The organism is Jiella pacifica (genome assembly GCF_010500815.1).
Lineage (GTDB): Bacteria > Pseudomonadota > Alphaproteobacteria > Rhizobiales > Rhizobiaceae > Jiella > Jiella pacifica.
Genome location: NZ_JAAAMG010000006.1, coordinates 75,951 through 93,545, shown reverse-complemented (window position 1 = coordinate 93,545; position 17,595 = coordinate 75,951). Strand labels below are relative to the sequence as shown.

General features: G+C 65.4%; 13 protein-coding genes. 5 read left to right on the top strand and 8 right to left on the bottom strand.

Annotation, left to right across the window (positions count from 1 at the left end; genetic code table 11):
• Nucleotides 1-14: 14 nt before the first annotated feature.
• The gene (locus tag GTK09_RS09330) at nt 15-1,490 is read left to right on the top strand and encodes an ArnT family glycosyltransferase (protein ID WP_163462885.1); all 1,476 of its coding nucleotides are present in this window, start codon (nt 15-17) and stop codon (nt 1,488-1,490) included.
• A gap of 392 nt (nt 1,491-1,882) precedes the next feature.
• Here GTK09_RS09330 and GTK09_RS09325 read toward each other — a convergent pair whose 3' ends face one another.
• The 6 genes from GTK09_RS09325 to glyS form a co-directional block, all read right to left on the bottom strand.
• Nucleotides 1,883-3,637 (bottom strand): caspase family protein, encoded by a 1,755-nt coding sequence (locus GTK09_RS09325; RefSeq protein WP_203560954.1) that lies wholly within the window; start codon nt 3,635-3,637, stop codon nt 1,883-1,885.
• Nucleotides 3,638-3,828: 191 nt separating this feature from the next.
• Nucleotides 3,829-4,404, bottom strand: coding sequence for a DUF6101 family protein (locus GTK09_RS09320; protein WP_163462884.1), 576 nt, complete (start codon nt 4,402-4,404; stop codon nt 3,829-3,831).
• A gap of 180 nt (nt 4,405-4,584) precedes the next feature.
• A complete protein-coding gene (locus GTK09_RS09315) occupies nt 4,585-6,045 on the bottom strand; it encodes an FAD-binding oxidoreductase (RefSeq protein WP_163462883.1) in 1,461 nt (486 codons plus the stop codon).
• Nucleotides 6,046-6,175: 130 nt separating this feature from the next.
• Nucleotides 6,176-7,141 carry an L-threonylcarbamoyladenylate synthase gene (locus GTK09_RS09310; protein WP_163462882.1) on the bottom strand — a complete coding sequence of 322 codons (966 nt, stop codon included), beginning with the start codon at nt 7,139-7,141 and terminating at the stop codon, nt 6,176-6,178.
• A 131-nt stretch (nt 7,142-7,272) separates the two neighbouring features.
• Nucleotides 7,273-8,721, bottom strand: coding sequence for a glycoside hydrolase family 25 protein (locus tag GTK09_RS27980; RefSeq protein ID WP_163462881.1), 1,449 nt, complete (start codon nt 8,719-8,721; stop codon nt 7,273-7,275).
• A 515-nt stretch (nt 8,722-9,236) separates the two neighbouring features.
• A complete protein-coding gene (gene glyS, locus GTK09_RS09300; protein ID WP_163462880.1) occupies nt 9,237-11,411 on the bottom strand; it encodes a glycine--tRNA ligase subunit beta in 2,175 nt (724 codons plus the stop codon).
• A 159-nt stretch (nt 11,412-11,570) separates the two neighbouring features.
• Here glyS and GTK09_RS09295 point away from each other — a divergent pair, with 159 nt between their 5' ends.
• Nucleotides 11,571-11,855, top strand: coding sequence for a type II toxin-antitoxin system ParD family antitoxin (locus tag GTK09_RS09295; RefSeq protein ID WP_163462879.1), 285 nt, complete (start codon nt 11,571-11,573; stop codon nt 11,853-11,855).
• On the opposite strand, the gene GTK09_RS09290 is transcribed toward GTK09_RS09295, so the two are convergent.
• Entirely contained in the window at nt 11,844-12,953 is a 1,110-nt protein-coding gene (locus GTK09_RS09290) for a RelA/SpoT domain-containing protein (protein WP_163462878.1), read from the bottom strand. The genes GTK09_RS09295 and GTK09_RS09290 overlap by 12 nt on opposite strands.
• A 62-nt stretch (nt 12,954-13,015) precedes the next feature.
• Nucleotides 13,016-13,906 (bottom strand): KPN_02809 family neutral zinc metallopeptidase, encoded by an 891-nt coding sequence (gene ypfJ / locus GTK09_RS09285; protein WP_163462877.1) that lies wholly within the window; start codon nt 13,904-13,906, stop codon nt 13,016-13,018.
• 315 nt (nt 13,907-14,221) lie between these two features.
• On the opposite strand from ypfJ, the gene GTK09_RS09280 reads away from it, so the two are divergent.
• The 3 genes from GTK09_RS09280 to gnd all read left to right on the top strand — a co-directional run bounded on the left by GTK09_RS09280 (nt 14,222) and on the right by gnd (nt 17,439).
• Nucleotides 14,222-15,166 (top strand): ABC transporter ATP-binding protein, encoded by a 945-nt coding sequence (locus GTK09_RS09280; RefSeq protein WP_163462876.1) that lies wholly within the window; start codon nt 14,222-14,224, stop codon nt 15,164-15,166.
• Nucleotides 15,163-15,924 (top strand): ABC transporter permease, encoded by a 762-nt coding sequence (locus tag GTK09_RS09275; RefSeq protein ID WP_163462875.1) that lies wholly within the window; start codon nt 15,163-15,165, stop codon nt 15,922-15,924. Before GTK09_RS09280 ends, GTK09_RS09275 begins: the two co-directional genes overlap by 4 nt.
• A gap of 87 nt (nt 15,925-16,011) precedes the next feature.
• Nucleotides 16,012-17,439: an NADP-dependent phosphogluconate dehydrogenase gene (gene gnd / locus GTK09_RS09270; RefSeq protein ID WP_163462874.1), complete on the top strand. Its 1,428-nt coding sequence runs from the start codon at nt 16,012-16,014 to the stop codon at nt 17,437-17,439.
• The last annotated feature ends 156 nt before the right edge of the window (nt 17,440-17,595 follow it).

Sequence of the window (17,595 nt, the reverse complement as noted above, 5' to 3'; positions counted from 1 at the left end):
TTGAGGCCGCCAGCGTGCCGGATCGGCTACAGGATCGCTTCCTCGGCCGTTCCTCGCTCGCCACGATACTCGCCGTCATTGCCGTGCTGCGGCTTGCGGCGCTGTTCCTGTCGCAGAGCGAGCTCGGTTTCGACGAGGCGCAATACGTCCTGTGGGCCCGGAATTTCGATTTCGGCTACTTCACCAAGCCGCCGCTGATTGCCTGGACGATCGCCGCGGAGACGAGGATCTGCGGCGAGGGCGCAGCCTGCGTGCGCTCGTTCGTGCCGATCGTCAACAGCGGCACGGCCTTCGTCCTGGCGCTGCTCGCCGCAAGACTCTACGGCGCCCGGACCGGATTCTGGACCGGCATCTTCTTCGTCATCATGCCGGGGATCGCGGTCTCGTCGTTCCTGATCACCACCGATCCGTTCCTGCTGTTCTTCTGGGCCCTCGCGCTCGTCGCGGTCTTCATGCAGATCGAAAGTCCCGGCCTCAAACCGGCGGTTCTCTTCGGCGTCGCGGCCGGGCTCGGGCTCAACGCCAAATATGCGATGATCTACCTGCCTGCGCTGGTGGCGCTGGCGGGCGCCCTGATGCCGGAGCTGCGCGGCAAGCTCTTCCGGCGGGAAAGCCTGGTCGCGCTCGGCCTCATGCTGCTCCTGATCGCCCCCAATCTCGTCTGGAACGCTCTCCACGGCTTTGCCACCTTCGAGCATACGGCGAACGACAATATCGGCTGGAGCCTCGAGCGGATCAACGGCTGGAAGGGCTTCGAGTTCTTCGCCGCGCAGTTCGGTATCGCCGGGCCGGTGATCTTCGGGGCGATGCTGAATGCGCTGTTCCTGAAAGCGCGGACGGAGACGCCGCGCACCGACGTCCTGCTGCTCGTCCTGTCCTGGCCGATTCTCTTCGCCATCACGATCCAGGGCTTTCTCGCCCATGCCAACGTCAACTGGGCCGCGACGGCCTATCCGGCCGGTGTCATCGTCGCGACGGCCCTGGTGATCCGGCATCGCTGGCGGTTCTTCTTCTGGACCAATCTGCTCGTCTGCGGCCTCGTCTCGCTGGTCGTCCTCGTCGGTACGGCGGTCTTCGATCCGGCCGATGCGCCCCGGGCCGGCAAGCAGCTGCGCCAGCTCGCCGGCTGGCAGACGACCGCGACGAGCCTCGAAGCGCTGGCAGGGCGGACCGGCGCAAGCCGCATCGTCGTCGAGAGCCGGGCGCTGACGGCGGGTATCGCCTATGCGTTGCGCGATTCCGATCTGAAGGTCCTCGCCTATCTGCCGAAGGGCGAGACGCCGACCGACCAGTTCCAGCTCGAGAGGCCCTGGAACGGCGAGGGCGAACGGCACGGCACTTTGCTGCTCGGGATCGGCGACGACGATCTGAAGCGGCTGGGAGCAAGAAAGCTCGGCACGATCGACGCGCCGATCTACGCTTCGGACGATGGCACGATGCCGGTCTACGGGTTCCCGGATCCGGCCGATCAAGGGGGATCGAACCGTTGAGCGACCGTTGCCGGTTTCAGTGCCCGGCGGGGTGATTGCCGTCACGACCCGGCAGGCGCTGGCGGCTTCCACCCGGGCTGCGCCGATCCCACGTCTTATCGGGGTGGGTTCGGCAGGCGGACGGGCCGGTATCCTTGCCCATCGGTCTCGGTATTCCGAACCGGGCGAGGAGAACGACCGGGAATGAAAAAGACCCGCGAACCGTTCGTCCGCGGGCCTCGTTCTGGAAGGGGCAGCAGATCCTCGCGGCATGCCCTATGACATTCCCACGTCTCGGGGGCTTCACAAACAAACTGAAACCACGGGCATCCAGGATGACGGATGGGTGGCGGCACGTCGAGGCTGGCGCCTCCGGCTTCTGCACCGCGCAAGACCACACGTAAGCGCTGCCGTCACCGGCCGATGGCGCCGCCGATGACCCCGCCGACGAGACCGCCGAAGAAGGCCGCCGCCGCCGGATCGCCGCCGCCGCTGCGGCGCGGCGAGACGCGGCGCACGACATGGGGCTTCGAGCGCTGGCGCGGCGCGGCGTAGGTCTTTTGGCGCTGCGGCGCGATGGCGCGGACCTTCGGCGGGGCGGGCGGCGTGTAGGCGGCCAGCGCAGCCTGGGTCTGGGCGACCAGCAGCTCGTATTGCGGGCGGTTGAGATAGCCGCTCACATGGGCGTTGCGGGCGGTCTGCCAGGCGAGGATGGCGTTGCGGGTGTTGGGCCCGAAGACGCCGTCCGGCGTGCCGGTGTTGAAGCCGGCAAGGTTGAGCCGCAGCTGCACCTCTTTGCGCCGCGTCCTGTCGAGACCGAGGATCGCCTCGGTTCCCTCGCCGGAGATCGTCGCGGCGAGGCCGTCAGTGCCGGGAGCGGCGCCGGCACCCGGCAGACCGGCCTGAAGTGCTCCGCCCTGGAAGGTCGCGGGTCCCGCTTGCGGTGCCGCGCCGGCATTGCCGAGGCTGGCGACGACGTTGCCGCCGGCATGGGTGGGAAGCCGCAGGATCTGCTTGCGGGCATTGGCCGCGTACAATCCGTCCGGAAAGGTCTCGAGATAGGCTTCGTAATCGGCCCGCTGGCCGGAATTGCGGGCGAGATTGTAGAGCGCCGTCTCGCGCGCCAGCGTCTCGGCGTCGTCGCTGCCGCGGGTGGCGGGGGCGGCCGACACGTCGAGCGTCGCCTGCGGCAGGGTGTCGGCCGCCGGAGCGAAGGTGACCGCCGGATCCAGCGAGGCGACCCGTGTGGTCTGCGGGTTCAGGAACACCTCGCCGGTGAGCGAGGCGTTGATCCACGGCCGCTGCTGGTTCTTCGTGGATTCCAGAACCTTACCCGTGACCCGCGACATCACCACCTGAATGTCGGTGTCCGGCGCCTCGATCTGTTCGAGGAACGCCCTGGTGAAGGGGGAATGGGTCGAGGCTTCGCCGTCATAGGCGACCTCGTCGGGGCTGGTGGCGTAGATGATCGCCGTGCCTTCCCCGCCTTCCCCGCCGATGTCGATCTTGGCGAGGCCGTCGGCGACCTTGGCCGAGCGCGTCACGGCCGAAAGCGAGCGCGCCAGCGAGCGCGACAGGGGATTGTCCCGGCAGGCGTCGAGAACCACGACCCGCACGGCGACGTCGTATTTCATCTGCTGGATGACCGCATCCATGGAGACCGCCCGAAATTCGAGATCGGAGGGATCCTCGAAGGCCGCATCGACGGGGACGAGATAGTTCTCGCCGTTCACCTGCATGCCGTGGCCGGCATAGAAGAACATGCCGATGTCGGCGCCGCGGACCGCCTTGGCGAAGGCATGGATCTTCTGGTCCATCTGCGGCTTGTCGAGATCGTAGCCCTCGATGACCTCGAAGCCGAGCTTCTGCAGCTTCTGCGTGACGGCGCGTGCGTCGCGCGAGGGGTTTTCGAGCGTCCCGGTATGCCGATAGGCGCTGTTGCCGACGACGAGCGCCACCCGCTTTTCCGGCACTGCCGCCCGCCCTTCGCCGGGCGCTGCGATCGCTCCCACCATGGTGAGCGCCAGGGCCGCTGCCGCACAACGCCGGAGGACGCGGGCCCGGCGCGCTTCGCCTTCTCCGTCCGAGTTCTGGGCGACAGGGGGGCCGGCGAGGACCCGGCCGAGCGGCCGAAGCATCAGACGAAAGACACCCGATCCTGCATGCATGGCTTTGCTCCCGGCGATGACCCGATGATTGGAATACACTCATTGGTACATGTTCGAGAAAAAAATTCAATCAAAGAGTGTTACGCAGGGACAAAAAACCGCCCCTTCTTCGCGAAGGGGCGGCGTAAAGCCGTGGAGGTCCGGCAAGATGAATGGAAGAAGGCGGGCCTTCGTGCCGCCTGTCGGCGTTCCTACCGACGGGCGATGATCTCCTCGCCGGAAATCACCATGCGCATGCCGAGGCCGGGCTTGCGACGGGCGAGGAAGCGGGGACGGCGCTGGCGATGCGGGCCGCTGCGCCGGCCGGCCGGCGGGGCGGTGCGAACCTGGCCGACCGACTCCTCAAGCGCGACGACGCTGCCGTCGGCCTCGATCATCAGCATCGGCAGGCCGAACAGATCCGACCAGCCGCGCCAGTCGGCGGCGACGTCGAAGAGGTCGCTCGCCACCAGGAGCGGGACCGTGCACTTCGGATCGTCGTGATAGAGTTCCAGGGTCACGGTGACTTCACCCTCGGCCGTTTCCATCGCTCTTGCGGCGACGCCCCGAAACGCGCGGGCCGGAAGGGCGACGGACACCGGCAGGCCGCAACCTTCCAGGGTGCGGCGGATCACGGCGCCGCGTCTGTCGACCCGGTAGGTCACCTCTTCGCCGTGTTCGACGGTGGCGAAGCTCTGGAGAAGATCGCAGTTCTGCGGGTCGAGCCGGACGGGCGCGCCGGCCCAGATCGGGCGGGTAGAGGTCTGAGCGTTCTGAGCGATGGTCATGGGTGACGCCTTCTGTCTCTCCTGAGAGCCGCTCGTGCGGCTCGGATTCCCTGTTCGTTGGCCGATGTATTTCCCGGCCTTTCGATGGGATCAGAATAGACAGCGCCTCTTGCCCGCGCGCTAAGAAAGTCAGTTAAGTCTTCCTGACCTTCAGGAGGGTTATCAAATCCGAAACTTGAATCAAATCTGAACAACCTTGGCGGGGTTGAGGATGTTGTTAGGATCGAAGATACGCTTGATCGCCCGCATCAGATCCATCTCGGTGGCGGATTTCGTCTGGCTGAGTTCGTCGCGCTTCAAAAGGCCGATGCCGTGCTCGGCCGAGAAGGTCCCCTCCATGTCGGCGACGATGGCATGGACGAGGCCGTTGATCTCCCGCCAGTGGGACAGGAAGTCCTCCTTGTCGGCGCCGACGGGCTGGGAGATGTTGTAATGGACGTTGCCGTCGCCGAGATGGCCGAAGGCGCAGATGCGCGCGCCGGGGATGGCCTTCAGGACCGCCGCGTCGGCGGCCGTCAGGAAATCGGGAACCCTGGCGACCGGCACGGCGACGTCGTGCTTGATCGACCCGCCTTCCGGCTTCTGCGCCCAGCTCATGGATTCGCGCATGTGCCAGAAGGCCTTCGCCTCGCTCAAGGACTTGGCGATCGCCGCATCTTCGACGAGACTCGCCTCGAAGCCATCCGCCAGCAAGGCCTCCATGGTGTCTCGGGCGTCTTCGCCCGAGCGGCTCGACGAGACCTCTACGAGGACGTACCAGGCGTGCGGCTCGGCCATCGGATCGCGCGCCCCCTCGATGTGCCGGAGGACGAAGTCGAGGCCGAGCCGCGGCATGAACTCGAAACCGGTGAGGCCGCCGCCGGCATGGCGCTCGGCAATGCGCAGCAGCTTCAGCGCGTCATCCGGCGAGGCGGCGCCGACGAAGGCGACCTCGCGGCCGGCGGGCCTCGGATAGAGCTTCAGGACCGCGCCGGTGATGATGCCGAGCGTTCCTTCCGAGCCGACGAGGAGATTGCGGATGTCGTAGCCGCGATTGTCCTTCTTCAGGCGCCGCAGCCCGTGGAAGATCTCGCCCGAGGCGAGCACCGCCTCAACGCCGAGGCAGAGGTCGCGGGCATTGCCATAGGCGAGGACGCCGGTTCCGCCGGCATTGGAGGCGAGATTGCCACCGACCTGGCAGGAGCCCTCCGAGCCGAGGGAGAGGGGAAACAGCAGCCCTGCCGCCTCGGCCGCCTCCTGCACCCGCTGCAGCACGACGCCGGCATCGACGCTGATCGTCCGGCCGATCGGATCGACGTCGCGGATCTGGTCGAGCCGCGCCAGGGAGAGGACGATCTGGCGGGGGGAGCGGGGCGACTGGCCGCCGACATGGCCGGTATTGCCGCCCTGCGGCACGAGCGGCGTCTTCGTCTCGTTGGCGAGCCGGACGATCGCCGCGACCTCCTCGACCGTCTTCGGCCGGAGGACCGCCGCCGCCTTGCCGTGAAAGAGATCGCGCGGCTCGGCGAGATAGGGCGCCATGTCGTCCGGCGCGGTGAGGGCGTTGCCGTCGCCGACGATCGCGGCGAAGCGCTGCAGGAGTTCGCCGGAGAGCGGCGCGTCCTGTGGATCCTCCGGCAATGCGATGCCCGCTGTCGTCATGGTCGTGCCTTCCTGCAATCTGTCGATCGCGTGGAAGATAGCGTTTTCGGGCGGCCGGGCGAAGGCGGCCGGCTTGCCGATCGGGCAAGAGGAGGAATGGGGACCGGCCACGTGCGGCCGTTGCGCGGCCCTATCGCGGCGCCGCCGCGCGTTTCAGCCGGTCGTTGATCGCCTCGCCGAGGCCGCTGCGCGGGATCGGCGCCACGGCGATCCGCTCGACCCTCGCCGAATCGAAGGCCGACAAAGCAGCAAAGAGATTGGCCGCGGCCTCCCGAAGGTCGCCGCGCGGGCTGAGATTGACGATCGCGGCGGCGTTTTCGAGCCCATCCGGCCGATCCGTCCCGAAGGCGATGACGAATTCGCCGGGCTCGATGGCGCTGGCATCGAGGCGCAGCCGGCCCTCCGGCGCGTAGTGGGAGGCGAGGGCGCCGGGCGCGGCGATCTTGGCGCCGTCCTCGGGATCATCGACGGCGAGCCCCGTCGCCGCGCTCAGCTCGGCGCGGGAAATGCCGCCGGCACGAAGCAGCACGAGCCGGCCGTCCTGCGGCCTGACGATGGTGGATTCGACGCCGACGAGGGACGGCCCGCCGTCGAGGATCAGCGGAATGCGCCCCGACAGGCCGCGGGCCACCGCCTCGGCGCTCGTGCCGGTGACGCGCCCCGACGGATTGGCGCTGGGGGCGACGATCGGCCGGCCAAGCCGGCCGGCAAGCCGCGCGGCGACCCCCTGGGGCATGCGGACGGCGACGGTCGCAAGGCCGGCCATCGCCAGCGGATGAACGGGCGTATCGGCGGCGGCCGGCAGGACGAGTGTGAGCGGGCCCGGCCAGAACCGCTTGGCGAGATGATGGGCTAGATCGTCGAAAACCGCGATCCGTTCGGCCATGGCGATTCCGTCGACGTGGCAGATCAGCGGATTGAAGCGCGGCCGTCCCTTGGCTTCGAAGATCTTCGCAACCGCGGCCCCAGAGCCGGAATCGGCCGCAAGCCCGTAGACGGTCTCGGTCGGCAGGGCGACGAGGTCGCCGTCACGCAGCAGCGCTTCGGCGCGACGCTCGGCCTCAGGATCGGCGAGGGAGAGAATTTCGGTCTGCATGGCCGCTTCGATCGCAGACCCTGCGGAAGAATGGAAGGCGTCTTTTGGTCCGCCGGCGCGGGGCCGTCGGAGAAGGCTGGAATTCGGCCGCTGGCTTTGGCCGTTCTCGGGCCGCCGGAAGCCGGCTTTCCTCAGCGCGTCGCCTCGAAGGCGCCGAAGATCCGCCGGTCGACCGGACCCAGCGCTGCGAGGTGATCGGCCGCCACCCGGCGGACGCGGCCGCCGCGATCGGAACGATCGGCGCCCAGCTGCGACAAGACGCGCGCCGGCATGGGAAGCGCGTTGGCGCGGCGCTCGGCTTCCGCCGAGGCGAGGATCTTCATGACGCTGGAGCGCTGCACCCGCTCGCCCTCGGCGGCGGCGAGGCCATCGGCCGGCTCCGGCAGCCGGACTGCCGCTTCGGCCGGCGGCGCGATCAGCCGGTCGAGGCCCTTGGCGGCGAGCGAGACGGCCTGGCGGAAGGAATTGACGCTCGGCGAGGCCGGTTGTGCCTCATGCTCCGGCGAAGGCAGCGAGGCCGCCGTTTCCGAGCCGTCCGCGACCTTGTGATCGGCGGACGCATCCTGCGCCTTTCCCTTGGCGAGCGAGGTCAGCATCTGCAGCGGATCGATGGCCGGGTGATGCTCGGCCGGCCCGTAGGCGGCGACCAGCGTGCCGCCCGGCGCGGGCTCGGCGGATTTCTTCTTGCCGAGATCCGCGGCGGCCGCCACCTGACTTTTGGTGCTGTCGGAGACCGAGGCGATCAGATTGCCGGCATTGCCGGGCTTTTCGATCAGCTCGTCGAAGGGCCAGGCCTTCTGCAGCCCGGCGACGTCGTAGGTCGAGACGTTGACGTCGATGTCGGTCTTGGCGCCCTTCACGCGGTATGGGCAGGAGCGCTCGTTGCAATTGTGCATCGAGGAGAACTGCCACAGCGCGTAGGACGACCAATTGTCGGTCGGGAACTTGCCGGTGATGTCGTCGCGGTAGCGGGCATACCAGAGCGGCAGGCGCGTCAGCAGCGGATAGTCGGCAGCGTTGTCGGCGATGTACTTCGCCGTCGAGCCGTTGGTGTAGAGGACGGGATAGCGGCCGGTGCGGATCTTGATCTGGTCGGCGAAGATCTCGGCGTCGGAAAGGCTCATCCACTCGTCGTCGTTGTCCTCGATGTCAAGGGCGAGGAGATCGTCCGCCGCCGGCTCGGCGAAATCGACGAAGTGGTCGGCCTGGGCGCGGGGATTGCCGGGCCGGGCGAGATGGTAGGCGCCCCAGAGCAGCCCCTTCATCTTCGCCATCTGCCGCCGCGTCTGGTAGAGTTCCTTGGTGACGGAGTATTTCCACCAGCGGTTCTTGCAGAGCTTTTGGTCGTCGCCCTTCAGGCCGTTGCAGTTCCACTCCGGCGGCAGGCCGTCCGAGGCTTTGTTGATGAAGCCGGCGATCCGCTTGTCGGAGGCGAGTTCGTTCCAGTCGATCGGATTGAACTCGTAGGCGTCGATGACGAGGGCCTTGTCGGCGGATTTCCAGGGCTCGTTCCAGGCAGCGGCCGCCGGCGCGGCGCTCGCCAATACGAACCCGTATGCCAACAGCAGCGCGAGTCTCATCGCGGCTGCAAGAGCAGCGCCCTGGTTTCTCATGTCTTCGAAGCCCCCTCGAAGTCGCGCGAGCGATTTATTTCATTCCGGAAGCGTATCCCCGAGGCCTTGGCCTCCACTTCCCGTATCCGCACTGCCGATATCCCCTGCAAATTAGGCAGGTTCCGGGCATGGCACTTCACGAATTGTTACAAATTGCCGTTTCGTGAGCCGTGTTGCGCCGGTCCCGCTCCATCAATGCGGCAAATGGCAAATTTGATGCAAATTGGGCAGACGAGTCTCTTCAAAGGGTTAACGGCGGAAGAAGCGTCATGGTGAGGGCCGGGTGAATCCCCGTCCGTCCGATATGCGACCCGCTCGGGGATTCAGCTTCGGTTCAGCTTCGCGCCCGGCGCGCCGGCCGATGCGCGGCATGTCGGCCGTTCGGCGTCTCCGTGTGCTGCGGCAGGAGAGCCGTTCCGGCAGGACGGTTTGACCCTCGCGCCAATCGCTTCGGGCCGAATGCCGGAACGGCCCGCCGACGCTCAGCCGGCGATGCGGGAAAAATCCGCCACCTGGCCGCAGGCGGCGCGGATGCGCGACAGGAGCGCCAGTCGGTTCGCCCGGACGCCCTCGTCCTCGGCATTCACCAGCACCTTCTCGAAAAAGGCGTCGACCGGCAGGCGCAGCTTGGCGAGGCCCGCCATTGCCTGTTCGTAGTTCGCGGTCTGCAGCGCATCGGTGAGTTCGATCTCCGCCCGGTCGATGGCGGCGGCGAGCAGCTTCTCTTCCGGTTCGGACAGAAGCGCGAGATCGACCTTGGCGGCGATCGCCGTGCCCTTTTTTTCCTCGGCGGCGAGAATGTTCGCGGCGCGGCGATAGCCGGAAAGGAGGTTCTTGCCGTCCTCGGTGGCGAGGAAGGAGCCGAGCGCCTCGACCCGGCGGGTGACGTCGAGGAGGTCGTCGTTGCCTTCGGAACCGGTGCCGAGAACCGCGTCGACGAGATCGTGGCGCGCGCCGGAATCGCGCAGCTGCACTTTCAGGCGGTCGTGGAAGAAGGCGAGGAGGTCGCCCGCCGGGGTGAAGCCGCCGAGCCGCAGCGTCAGCGCCTTCTCAAGCACCACCCGGATCACCCCCAGCGCCGCCCGCCGCAGCGCGTAAGGGTCCTTCGAGCCCGTCGGCTTCTCGTCGATCGCCCAGAAGCCGACCAGCATGTCGAGCTTGTCGGCGAGCGAGACGCAGATCGCCACCGGGTCGCCTGGCACCTGATCGCCGGGGCCGAGCGGCTTGTAGTGATCCTCGATCGCCGCCTGGACACTCGGGTGCTCACCCTGCAGCCCCGCGTAGTAGCGGCCCATCAGGCCCTGCAACTCCGGGAACTCGCCGACCGCCTCGGTGGTGAGGTCGGCCTTGGCGAGCAGCGCGGCGCGTTTCACGTGACGCTTCAGCTCCTCGGCGGAGATCGTTTCGCCAGCCAATTCCGCCCCGTCCGGATAGACCGTCGCCGCGATCGTCTCGGCCAGCGCGGCGATCCGAGCGACCCGCTCGCCCTGCGTGCCGAGCTTGGCATGGAACGTCACGCCCAGCGCGTCGAGCTTGGCCATCCGCTGGTCGAGCGGCTTTGCAAGGTTCAGACCGAGCTTCTCGGCAGAGGGTTTGAGGCTTGCGACGTCCGGCAGATCGGCCTGGTCGGTTTCCCAGAAATACAGGGCGTCGGACAGCCGGGCCCGGACCACCTTGCCGTTGCCGCGGGCGATCTCGGCGCCGCCGTCGGTGGCCTTGATGTTGGAGACCAGCAGGAAGTCGCTGGAAAGGGTGGAAGTCTGGCCGCCGCCTTGGGGCCGCGTGACGAAGCACTTCTGGTTGGCCTTGATGGTGAGCTGGATCACTTCCGGTGGGATCTGCAGGAACTCCGCCTCGAAGGCGCCCATCAGCGTCACCGGCCATTCGACGAGGCCGGAGACCTCGTCCAGCAGCCCCTCGTCCGGCACCACCTCGAGCCCCCTGGCGAAGGCGAGGTTTTCGGCGTCGTGGCGGATGATGTCCTTGCGGCGCTCGGCGTCGAGAACGACGAAGGCCTTTTCGAGCCCTGCCGCATAGTCGTCGAAGCGGCGCACCTTGAAGGGCTCCGGCGCGTGAAAGCGATGCCCGGCGGTGACGTTGCCCGACCGGATGCCGCCGACCTCGAAGTCGACGACGACCGGTTCCTCGGTCTCCGGGCCGAAGGTGCAGAGGATCGACTGCAGCGGGCGCACCCAGCGCAAGGATCCTGGCGCCGCCGAGGCCGGGCCCCAGCGCATCGATTTCGGCCAGGGGAAGTCGCGGATGATCTTCGGCATCGCCTCGGCGATGATCTCTTCCGCCGCCCGGCCGGGTTTCCTGATGGTGGCGACGTAGAAGTCGCCCTTCTTCGGGTCGGACTGGACGCTGGCGTCCTCGATCGAGCTGAGCCCGGCGCCGCGCAGGAATCCCTCGATGGCTTTGGCAGGCGCGTCGGTGCGCGGGCCCTTGCGCTCCTCGACGACGTCCTTGGAACGGGCGTCGACGCCTCTGACGTCGAGGGTCAGCCGCCGCGGCGTCCAGTATTCCCGTGCGCCCTCATAGGTGAGGCCGGCCTCGACCAGGGCGTCGGTGACGAGCTTTTTCAGATCCCCCGCCGCCTTGCGCTGCATGCGCGCGGGAATTTCCTCGGAGCGTAGTTCGAGAAGGAGGTCGGGCATCTGGGTCTTCTAACGGTCGGTCAAAACGTGCCGTCTTGCATCACGCCGCCCCGGCGAATGCAAGAGCGGGACGGCGGGGCGGCTGCAAAGTCGATGGCACGATTGTTCTCGGCTCCGCGGGGCGGTATCTTCCTCACCAATCGACAGGGAGCCTCGCCCATGGGCGTCGAGAAGTCCTTCAACGTCCGGCTTGCCGAGGACGAGGCCCGTTTCGTCGAGGACGAGGTGGCGCTGGGCCGCTTCGGCTCGGTCAGCGAGGTCGTCGCCGAGGCGATTCGAACGCTTCGGGCCGACCGGGAGCCGGCAGGCTGGTCGACGGAGGAGCTTCGCCGCCTGGCCGAAGAGGGCAATCGCAGTGGGCCGAGCCGTTTCACGTCAATCGACGAGGTGAAGCAGGAAGCTCGGCGGCGCACTACAAAGCAGCGACATGTTTCATTTGGCTAATTTGCCAATATACGGCAATTCCGCTTCCGTTCTCGAAAGTGCATTTTCGATATATCTAACAAATTCGACAGTATCAGAGAAATAATTCCTGTATGCTAGGCGCACGCTTGCTTCACTGTCTGAGCGAACTAACACAACGTCTGCAACATCGGATAAATTTTTCTCGAGTTCTCCATATCGATTAATTGCCTCAGAAATACTATCGAAAGTTTCTATCTCCAACGTATTTGCGATTTCATCGTCACTTGTATAGAAAATAAGCAAAGTATTCTTTCGAAAAACGTCAGATCGTTCTGATGTTCTTAAGCGTTTAAGAGTATGTAGCAATCCAATCGAGTGCTCAATATCATTAAATTCTTTTACGACGTCATCAAATGGTATTTGTGGAAGGGGGCCATAGCAGCTCTCGTAGACCCGCGATATTAGTTCGCTTGAAAGTTGGAAAAACCGCTCATGCGGCCGATCTCCTTCGCTAAATTTTATTCTATTCGTCGTAACTAGGTCCGCTACTTCAACCGCTGTTGCCCATGCATGTTGAAAAACAGTTCTGTATTGTATTTCTACATGAAGACCGTTCCAAGCCTTGCCGCCCACGCTGTTGACGTTGTATTCATAAACATCATGGATACCGCGATAGCCACTGGATTTTGGATTCTCGATGTAATTATATTTATCAACCCGCTCCATGGTTTTAATCATGGGATGTTCTGTATCATGGTACAGATAGAAAAAGCTCTTTGGCTTGTGCCGAAATCGAGACCAAGTCATTTTTTCCCTAAATCTAATAAGTTGATCAATATTTTCAAATATCAATCGGCATCCAGCCATATCATGCATGGTATTCAGTTGCATGCTTGGTTCGCGTCGCAATTTGTCGATTATCGTGGGGCGGCGTTTCAGCCGCTGGGCAACAGTGACATTTGTGCCCCTTGCTCGATTTCTTAGTGTAGCTTGAAAAGTATTTAAAACATAAGAATGCGCCGCCCGCCAATTATCTAAGACAATAGAATCCTCAGGGCTAGCATTCCCGTCTCGGAATCGCTTGCCCGCTGCCTTCACTCGGCTGTTGGAATACTGGTTCCTGATGAACGCTGACAATGCTTCGTTCCGCTTCTTCGTATTGCATTAGCTTGGGCAGAGTGAACGGGATCGACGCATATTTAGATCCTGCCCCCGAACGTGTCGCATGCACCGATCTCGCCGCTCTCATAGCCGGCCCGGAACCACTTCTGGCGCTGCGCCGACGTGCCATGCGTAAAGGAATCCGGCACGACCACGCCCTGGCCTCTTTTCTGCAGCGTGTCGTCGCCGATCTGGCCGGCGGCGTTCAGGGCCTCGTCGATGTCGCCTTCTTCGACGATGCCGTCGCCCTTGGCGTCATGGGCCCAGATGCCGGCATAGCAGTCGGCCTGCAGCTCGACCCGGACCGAGATGGCGTTGCCGTCGCTCGCCGAAGCGCCCTGGCGCTGCCGGTTGGTGCGCTCGAGGACGCCGGTAAGGTTCTGGATGTGGTGGCCGACCTCGTGGGCGACGACATAGGCCTGGGCGAAATCGCCCGGCGCGCCGAGCTGGTTCTTCAATTGCCGGAAGAAGTCGAGGTCGAGATAGAGCTTCTGGTCGTTGGGGCAGTAGAACGGCCCGACCGCCGCGCCGGCGGTGCCGCAGGCCGAGCGGACCTGGTCGTCGAACAGGACGAGGGTCGGCTTCGGATAGGTCTCGCCTGACGCCTCGAACCGTCGGCCCCAGGTGTCCTCGGTCTCGGCGAGGACGGTGGCGACGAAGTCGTCCGTCTCGTCGGCGGTGCCGGCGACCCCCGGCCCTTGCTGGCTGGTCTGGACGCTGCCGCCGCCGTCGTCCATGCCGCCGAGCAGGGCCAGCGGATTGATGCCGAAGCCGAGCCACAGGACGAGGGCGATGATGATGAGGCCGATTCCGCCGCCGCCGCCGGCGCGGATCGGAATGCGCATGCCGCCGCCGCGACCGCCGAAGCCGCCGCCCCCGCCGCGCCGGTCCTCGATGTTCTCCGATTGCCTTCGCCCGCGCCAACGCATCCTGTGAATCCCTCGATCGTGCCGGCATCGCGGCGAAGTCGTCCCTTGGCGGCGCAAGTAGAGCGGCCACGACGAAAGTGTCGACGGCCCCGGGTGAAAAGATCGGCCGGCCGGACCTGCCGACCGGCGTCCAACGCCTGGAGAGCCGGGCGCTGGATGCGTGGATGTCGAGACGGATGAAGCCCGTCCTGGACGATGCCGAGAAACCGCAAGCTCGATGCGAGCCGGCTACCCACTTTCCTCGCAGCCCTTGCCGCCTATGTGGCCGGAAGCTCCCGCCGGCGCGCCCGGACGAACTGCGATCGGTCGAACTTGATGCAATCCACCAACGTCGCTCATCCCATCCTCGCCGTTCGCGGCGTGTCGAAGACCTATGAGGGGGGCTTCCAGGCACTGAAGTCTATCGACCTTCAGATCGCCCGCGGCGAGATCTTCGCGCTGCTCGGGCCCAACGGCGCCGGCAAGACGACGCTGATCTCGATCATCTGCGGGATCGTCAATCTGTCTGCCGGCGAGATCACCGTCGACGGCCACGACATCGGCCGCAACTACCGGGCGGCGCGATCGAAGATCGGCCTGGTGCCGCAGGAGCTGACCACCGACGCTTTCGAGACCGTCTTCGACACCGTCTCCTTCTCGCGCGGGCTTTTCGGCAAGAACAAGAACCCCGCCCATATCGAGAAGGTGCTGCGCGACCTGTCGCTCTGGGACAAGCGCGACAACAAGATCATGACGCTGTCGGGCGGCATGAAGCGCCGCGTTCTCATTGCCAAGGCGCTGTCCCACGAGCCGGAGCTGCTCTTCCTCGACGAGCCGACGGCCGGCGTCGACGTGGCGCTGCGCCGGGAGATGTGGGAGGTGGTGCGCAAGCTGCGCGAGAACGGCGTCACCATCATCCTGACCACGCATTACATCGAGGAAGCCGAGATGATGGCCGACCGCATCGGCGTCATTTCGGGAGGCGAGCTCATCCTCGTCGAGGAGAAGGCCGAGCTGATGCGCAAGCTCGGCCACAAGGAGCTGATCCTGCATCTCCAGGAGCCGCTTTCCGACGTGCCGCCGGGCTTTTCGGACTATGATCTGTCCGTCTCCGCCGACGGATCGATGCTGACCTATTCCTACGACACCAATGCCGAGCGCACGGGGATCGGCAGCCTGATGCGCCGGCTGGCGGAGGAGGGCATCCGCTTCCGCGATCTGTCGACCAAGCAGTCGACGCTGGAAGAGATCTTCGTCAATCTCGTCGAGGACCGGCCATGAACCTCAACGCCGTCGCCGCCATCTACAAGTTCGAGATGGCCCGCACCTTCCGCACGCTGATGCAGAGCATCATCTCGCCGGTGATCTCGACCTCGCTCTACTTCGTCGTCTTCGGCGCGGCGATCGGCTCGCGCATCCAGGAGGTCGACGGGGTTTCCTACGGCGCCTTCATCGTGCCCGGCCTGATCATGCTGACGCTGCTGCAGCAGAGCCTGACCAACGCCGCCTTCGGCATCTATTTCCCGAAGTTCACCGGGACGATCTACGAGCTCCTGTCCGCGCCGATCTCGCCGATCGAGATCGTCCTCGGCTATGTCGGCGCGGCGGCGACGAAATCGATCGCGCTCGGCCTGATCATCCTCGCCACGGCGACGCTCTTCGTCGATCTGCGCATCGAGCACCCTTTGTGGATGATCCTCTTCCTGGTGCTCACCGCCGTCACCTTCGCGATGTTCGGCTTCATCATCGGCATCTGGGCCGACGGCTTCGAAAAGCTGCAGATCGTGCCGCTCCTGATCGTCACGCCGCTCGCCTTTCTGGGCGGCAGCTTCTATTCGATCTCGATGCTTCCCGAGTTCTGGCAGGACGTCAGCCTGGTCAATCCGGTGGTCTATCTGATCTCCGGATTCCGCTGGGCATTCTACGGCACGTCGGACGTGTCGATCGGCGTCAGCCTCGCCATGACGCTGGTGTTTCTGGGGGCGACGCTCGCCGCGGTGACCTATATCTTCAAGACCGGCTGGCGGCTGAAAAGCTAGCACGGCGGCCGGCACCCGATTCCGCCTTCGCCCCCCGAGGCTGCGAGAGGCATCATGAGAGGCCGGGAGCGGCCGAGGAGACTGACCATGAGCGACGGAACCGCCGATATCGGCGTCATCGGAATGGGCGTGATGGGTGCCAATCTCGCACTCAACATCGCCGAGAAAGGCTTCAAGGTCGCGGTCCAGAACCGGACGCCGGAAAAGGCCTTCGCGGTTCGCGACGACAATCCCGATCTCGCCGAAAATGTCCTGCCGGCCGAGAGTCTGGAGGATTTCGTCAAGAGCCTGAAGACGCCGCGTGCGGTGATCTTCATGGTGCCGGCCGGCCAGCCGGTCGACGACGAGATGAAGAAGATCGCCCCGCTGCTCGAAGCCGGCGACGTGATGGTCGACGCCGGCAATGCCGACTTCAACGACACCGTCCGCCGGTCGAAGGCGGTCGAGGGAACAGGCCTCAAATTCGTCGGCATGGGCGTTTCGGGCGGCGAGCTCGGCGCCCGCCACGGTCCCTCGATCATGGTCGGCGGCGCCAAGGAAACCTATCCGCTGATCGAGCCGGTGCTGACGAAGATCTCCGCGAAGTTCAAGGACGAGCCCTGCGTTGCCTGGCTCGGGCCGGACGGGGCGGGGCACTTCGTCAAGACCATCCACAACGGCATCGAATATGCCGACATGCAGATGATCGCCGAGATCTACGGCATCATGCGCGACGGGCTGAAGCTCGAACCGGCGAAGATGGCGGAGATCTTCCGCGGCTGGAACGGCCGCGAGCTCGCTTCCTACCTGATCGAGATCACCGCGGTTAACCTCGACGAAAAGGACCCCGAAACCGGCAAGCCGATGGTCGAGGTGATCGTCGATGAGGCAGGCCAGAAGGGCACCGGTCGCTGGGCGGTCATCGAGGCGGAAAAACTCGGCGTCGGCGCGACGACGCTGGAGGCGGCGGTCGCGGCCCGCGGGCTTTCCTCGCGCCGATCGGAACGCGCGGATGCGGCCAGGCTCTACGCGGGCGTCGAGGCCGGGCAGACGCAGTTCTTCGCCGACGAGGCCGGCCTCGGAGAACTTGAATCGGCCCTGGTGACGGCCAAGATCATCGCTTATGCGCAAGGCTATGCGGCGATGGCGGCAGCCTCGGACGAATATGGCTGGAATCTGCCGCTCGGCACCATCGCCGAGATCTGGCGAGCCGGCTGCATCATCCGCTCGCATTTCCTCGACGACATCGCCAAGGCCTACGACAAGGGCCAGACGGTGGTGAACATCCTGCAGTCGCCGGATTTCGTCGGTCGTGTCGCCAAGGGGCAGGCCGCGCTGCGCCGGGTCGTCGCGAAGGCGGCGCTCGTGTGTATCCCGGTGCCGGCGCTGTCGGCGGCGCTCGCCTATTTCGACGACTATCGTCGGGCGCGGGGCACCGCCAACCTCATCCAGGCCCAGCGCGATCTCTTCGGCGCCCATACCTTCCGCCGCTTCGACGCGGAAGGGGCGGTGCATCACCAGTGGCCGGCGGTGTGATGCACATTTTCGCTTCAACAAATCGGCCGGCATCTTGAGATGGCGGCCGAGTATCAATTGTCTTTCAGGTTGTTCTGTTTGATCTCTCTTGCTTACTTTGGGTTCGACGCGATGCCGTTAACAAAATCGTATCGGACTTAAAGCATACCTGTTCGG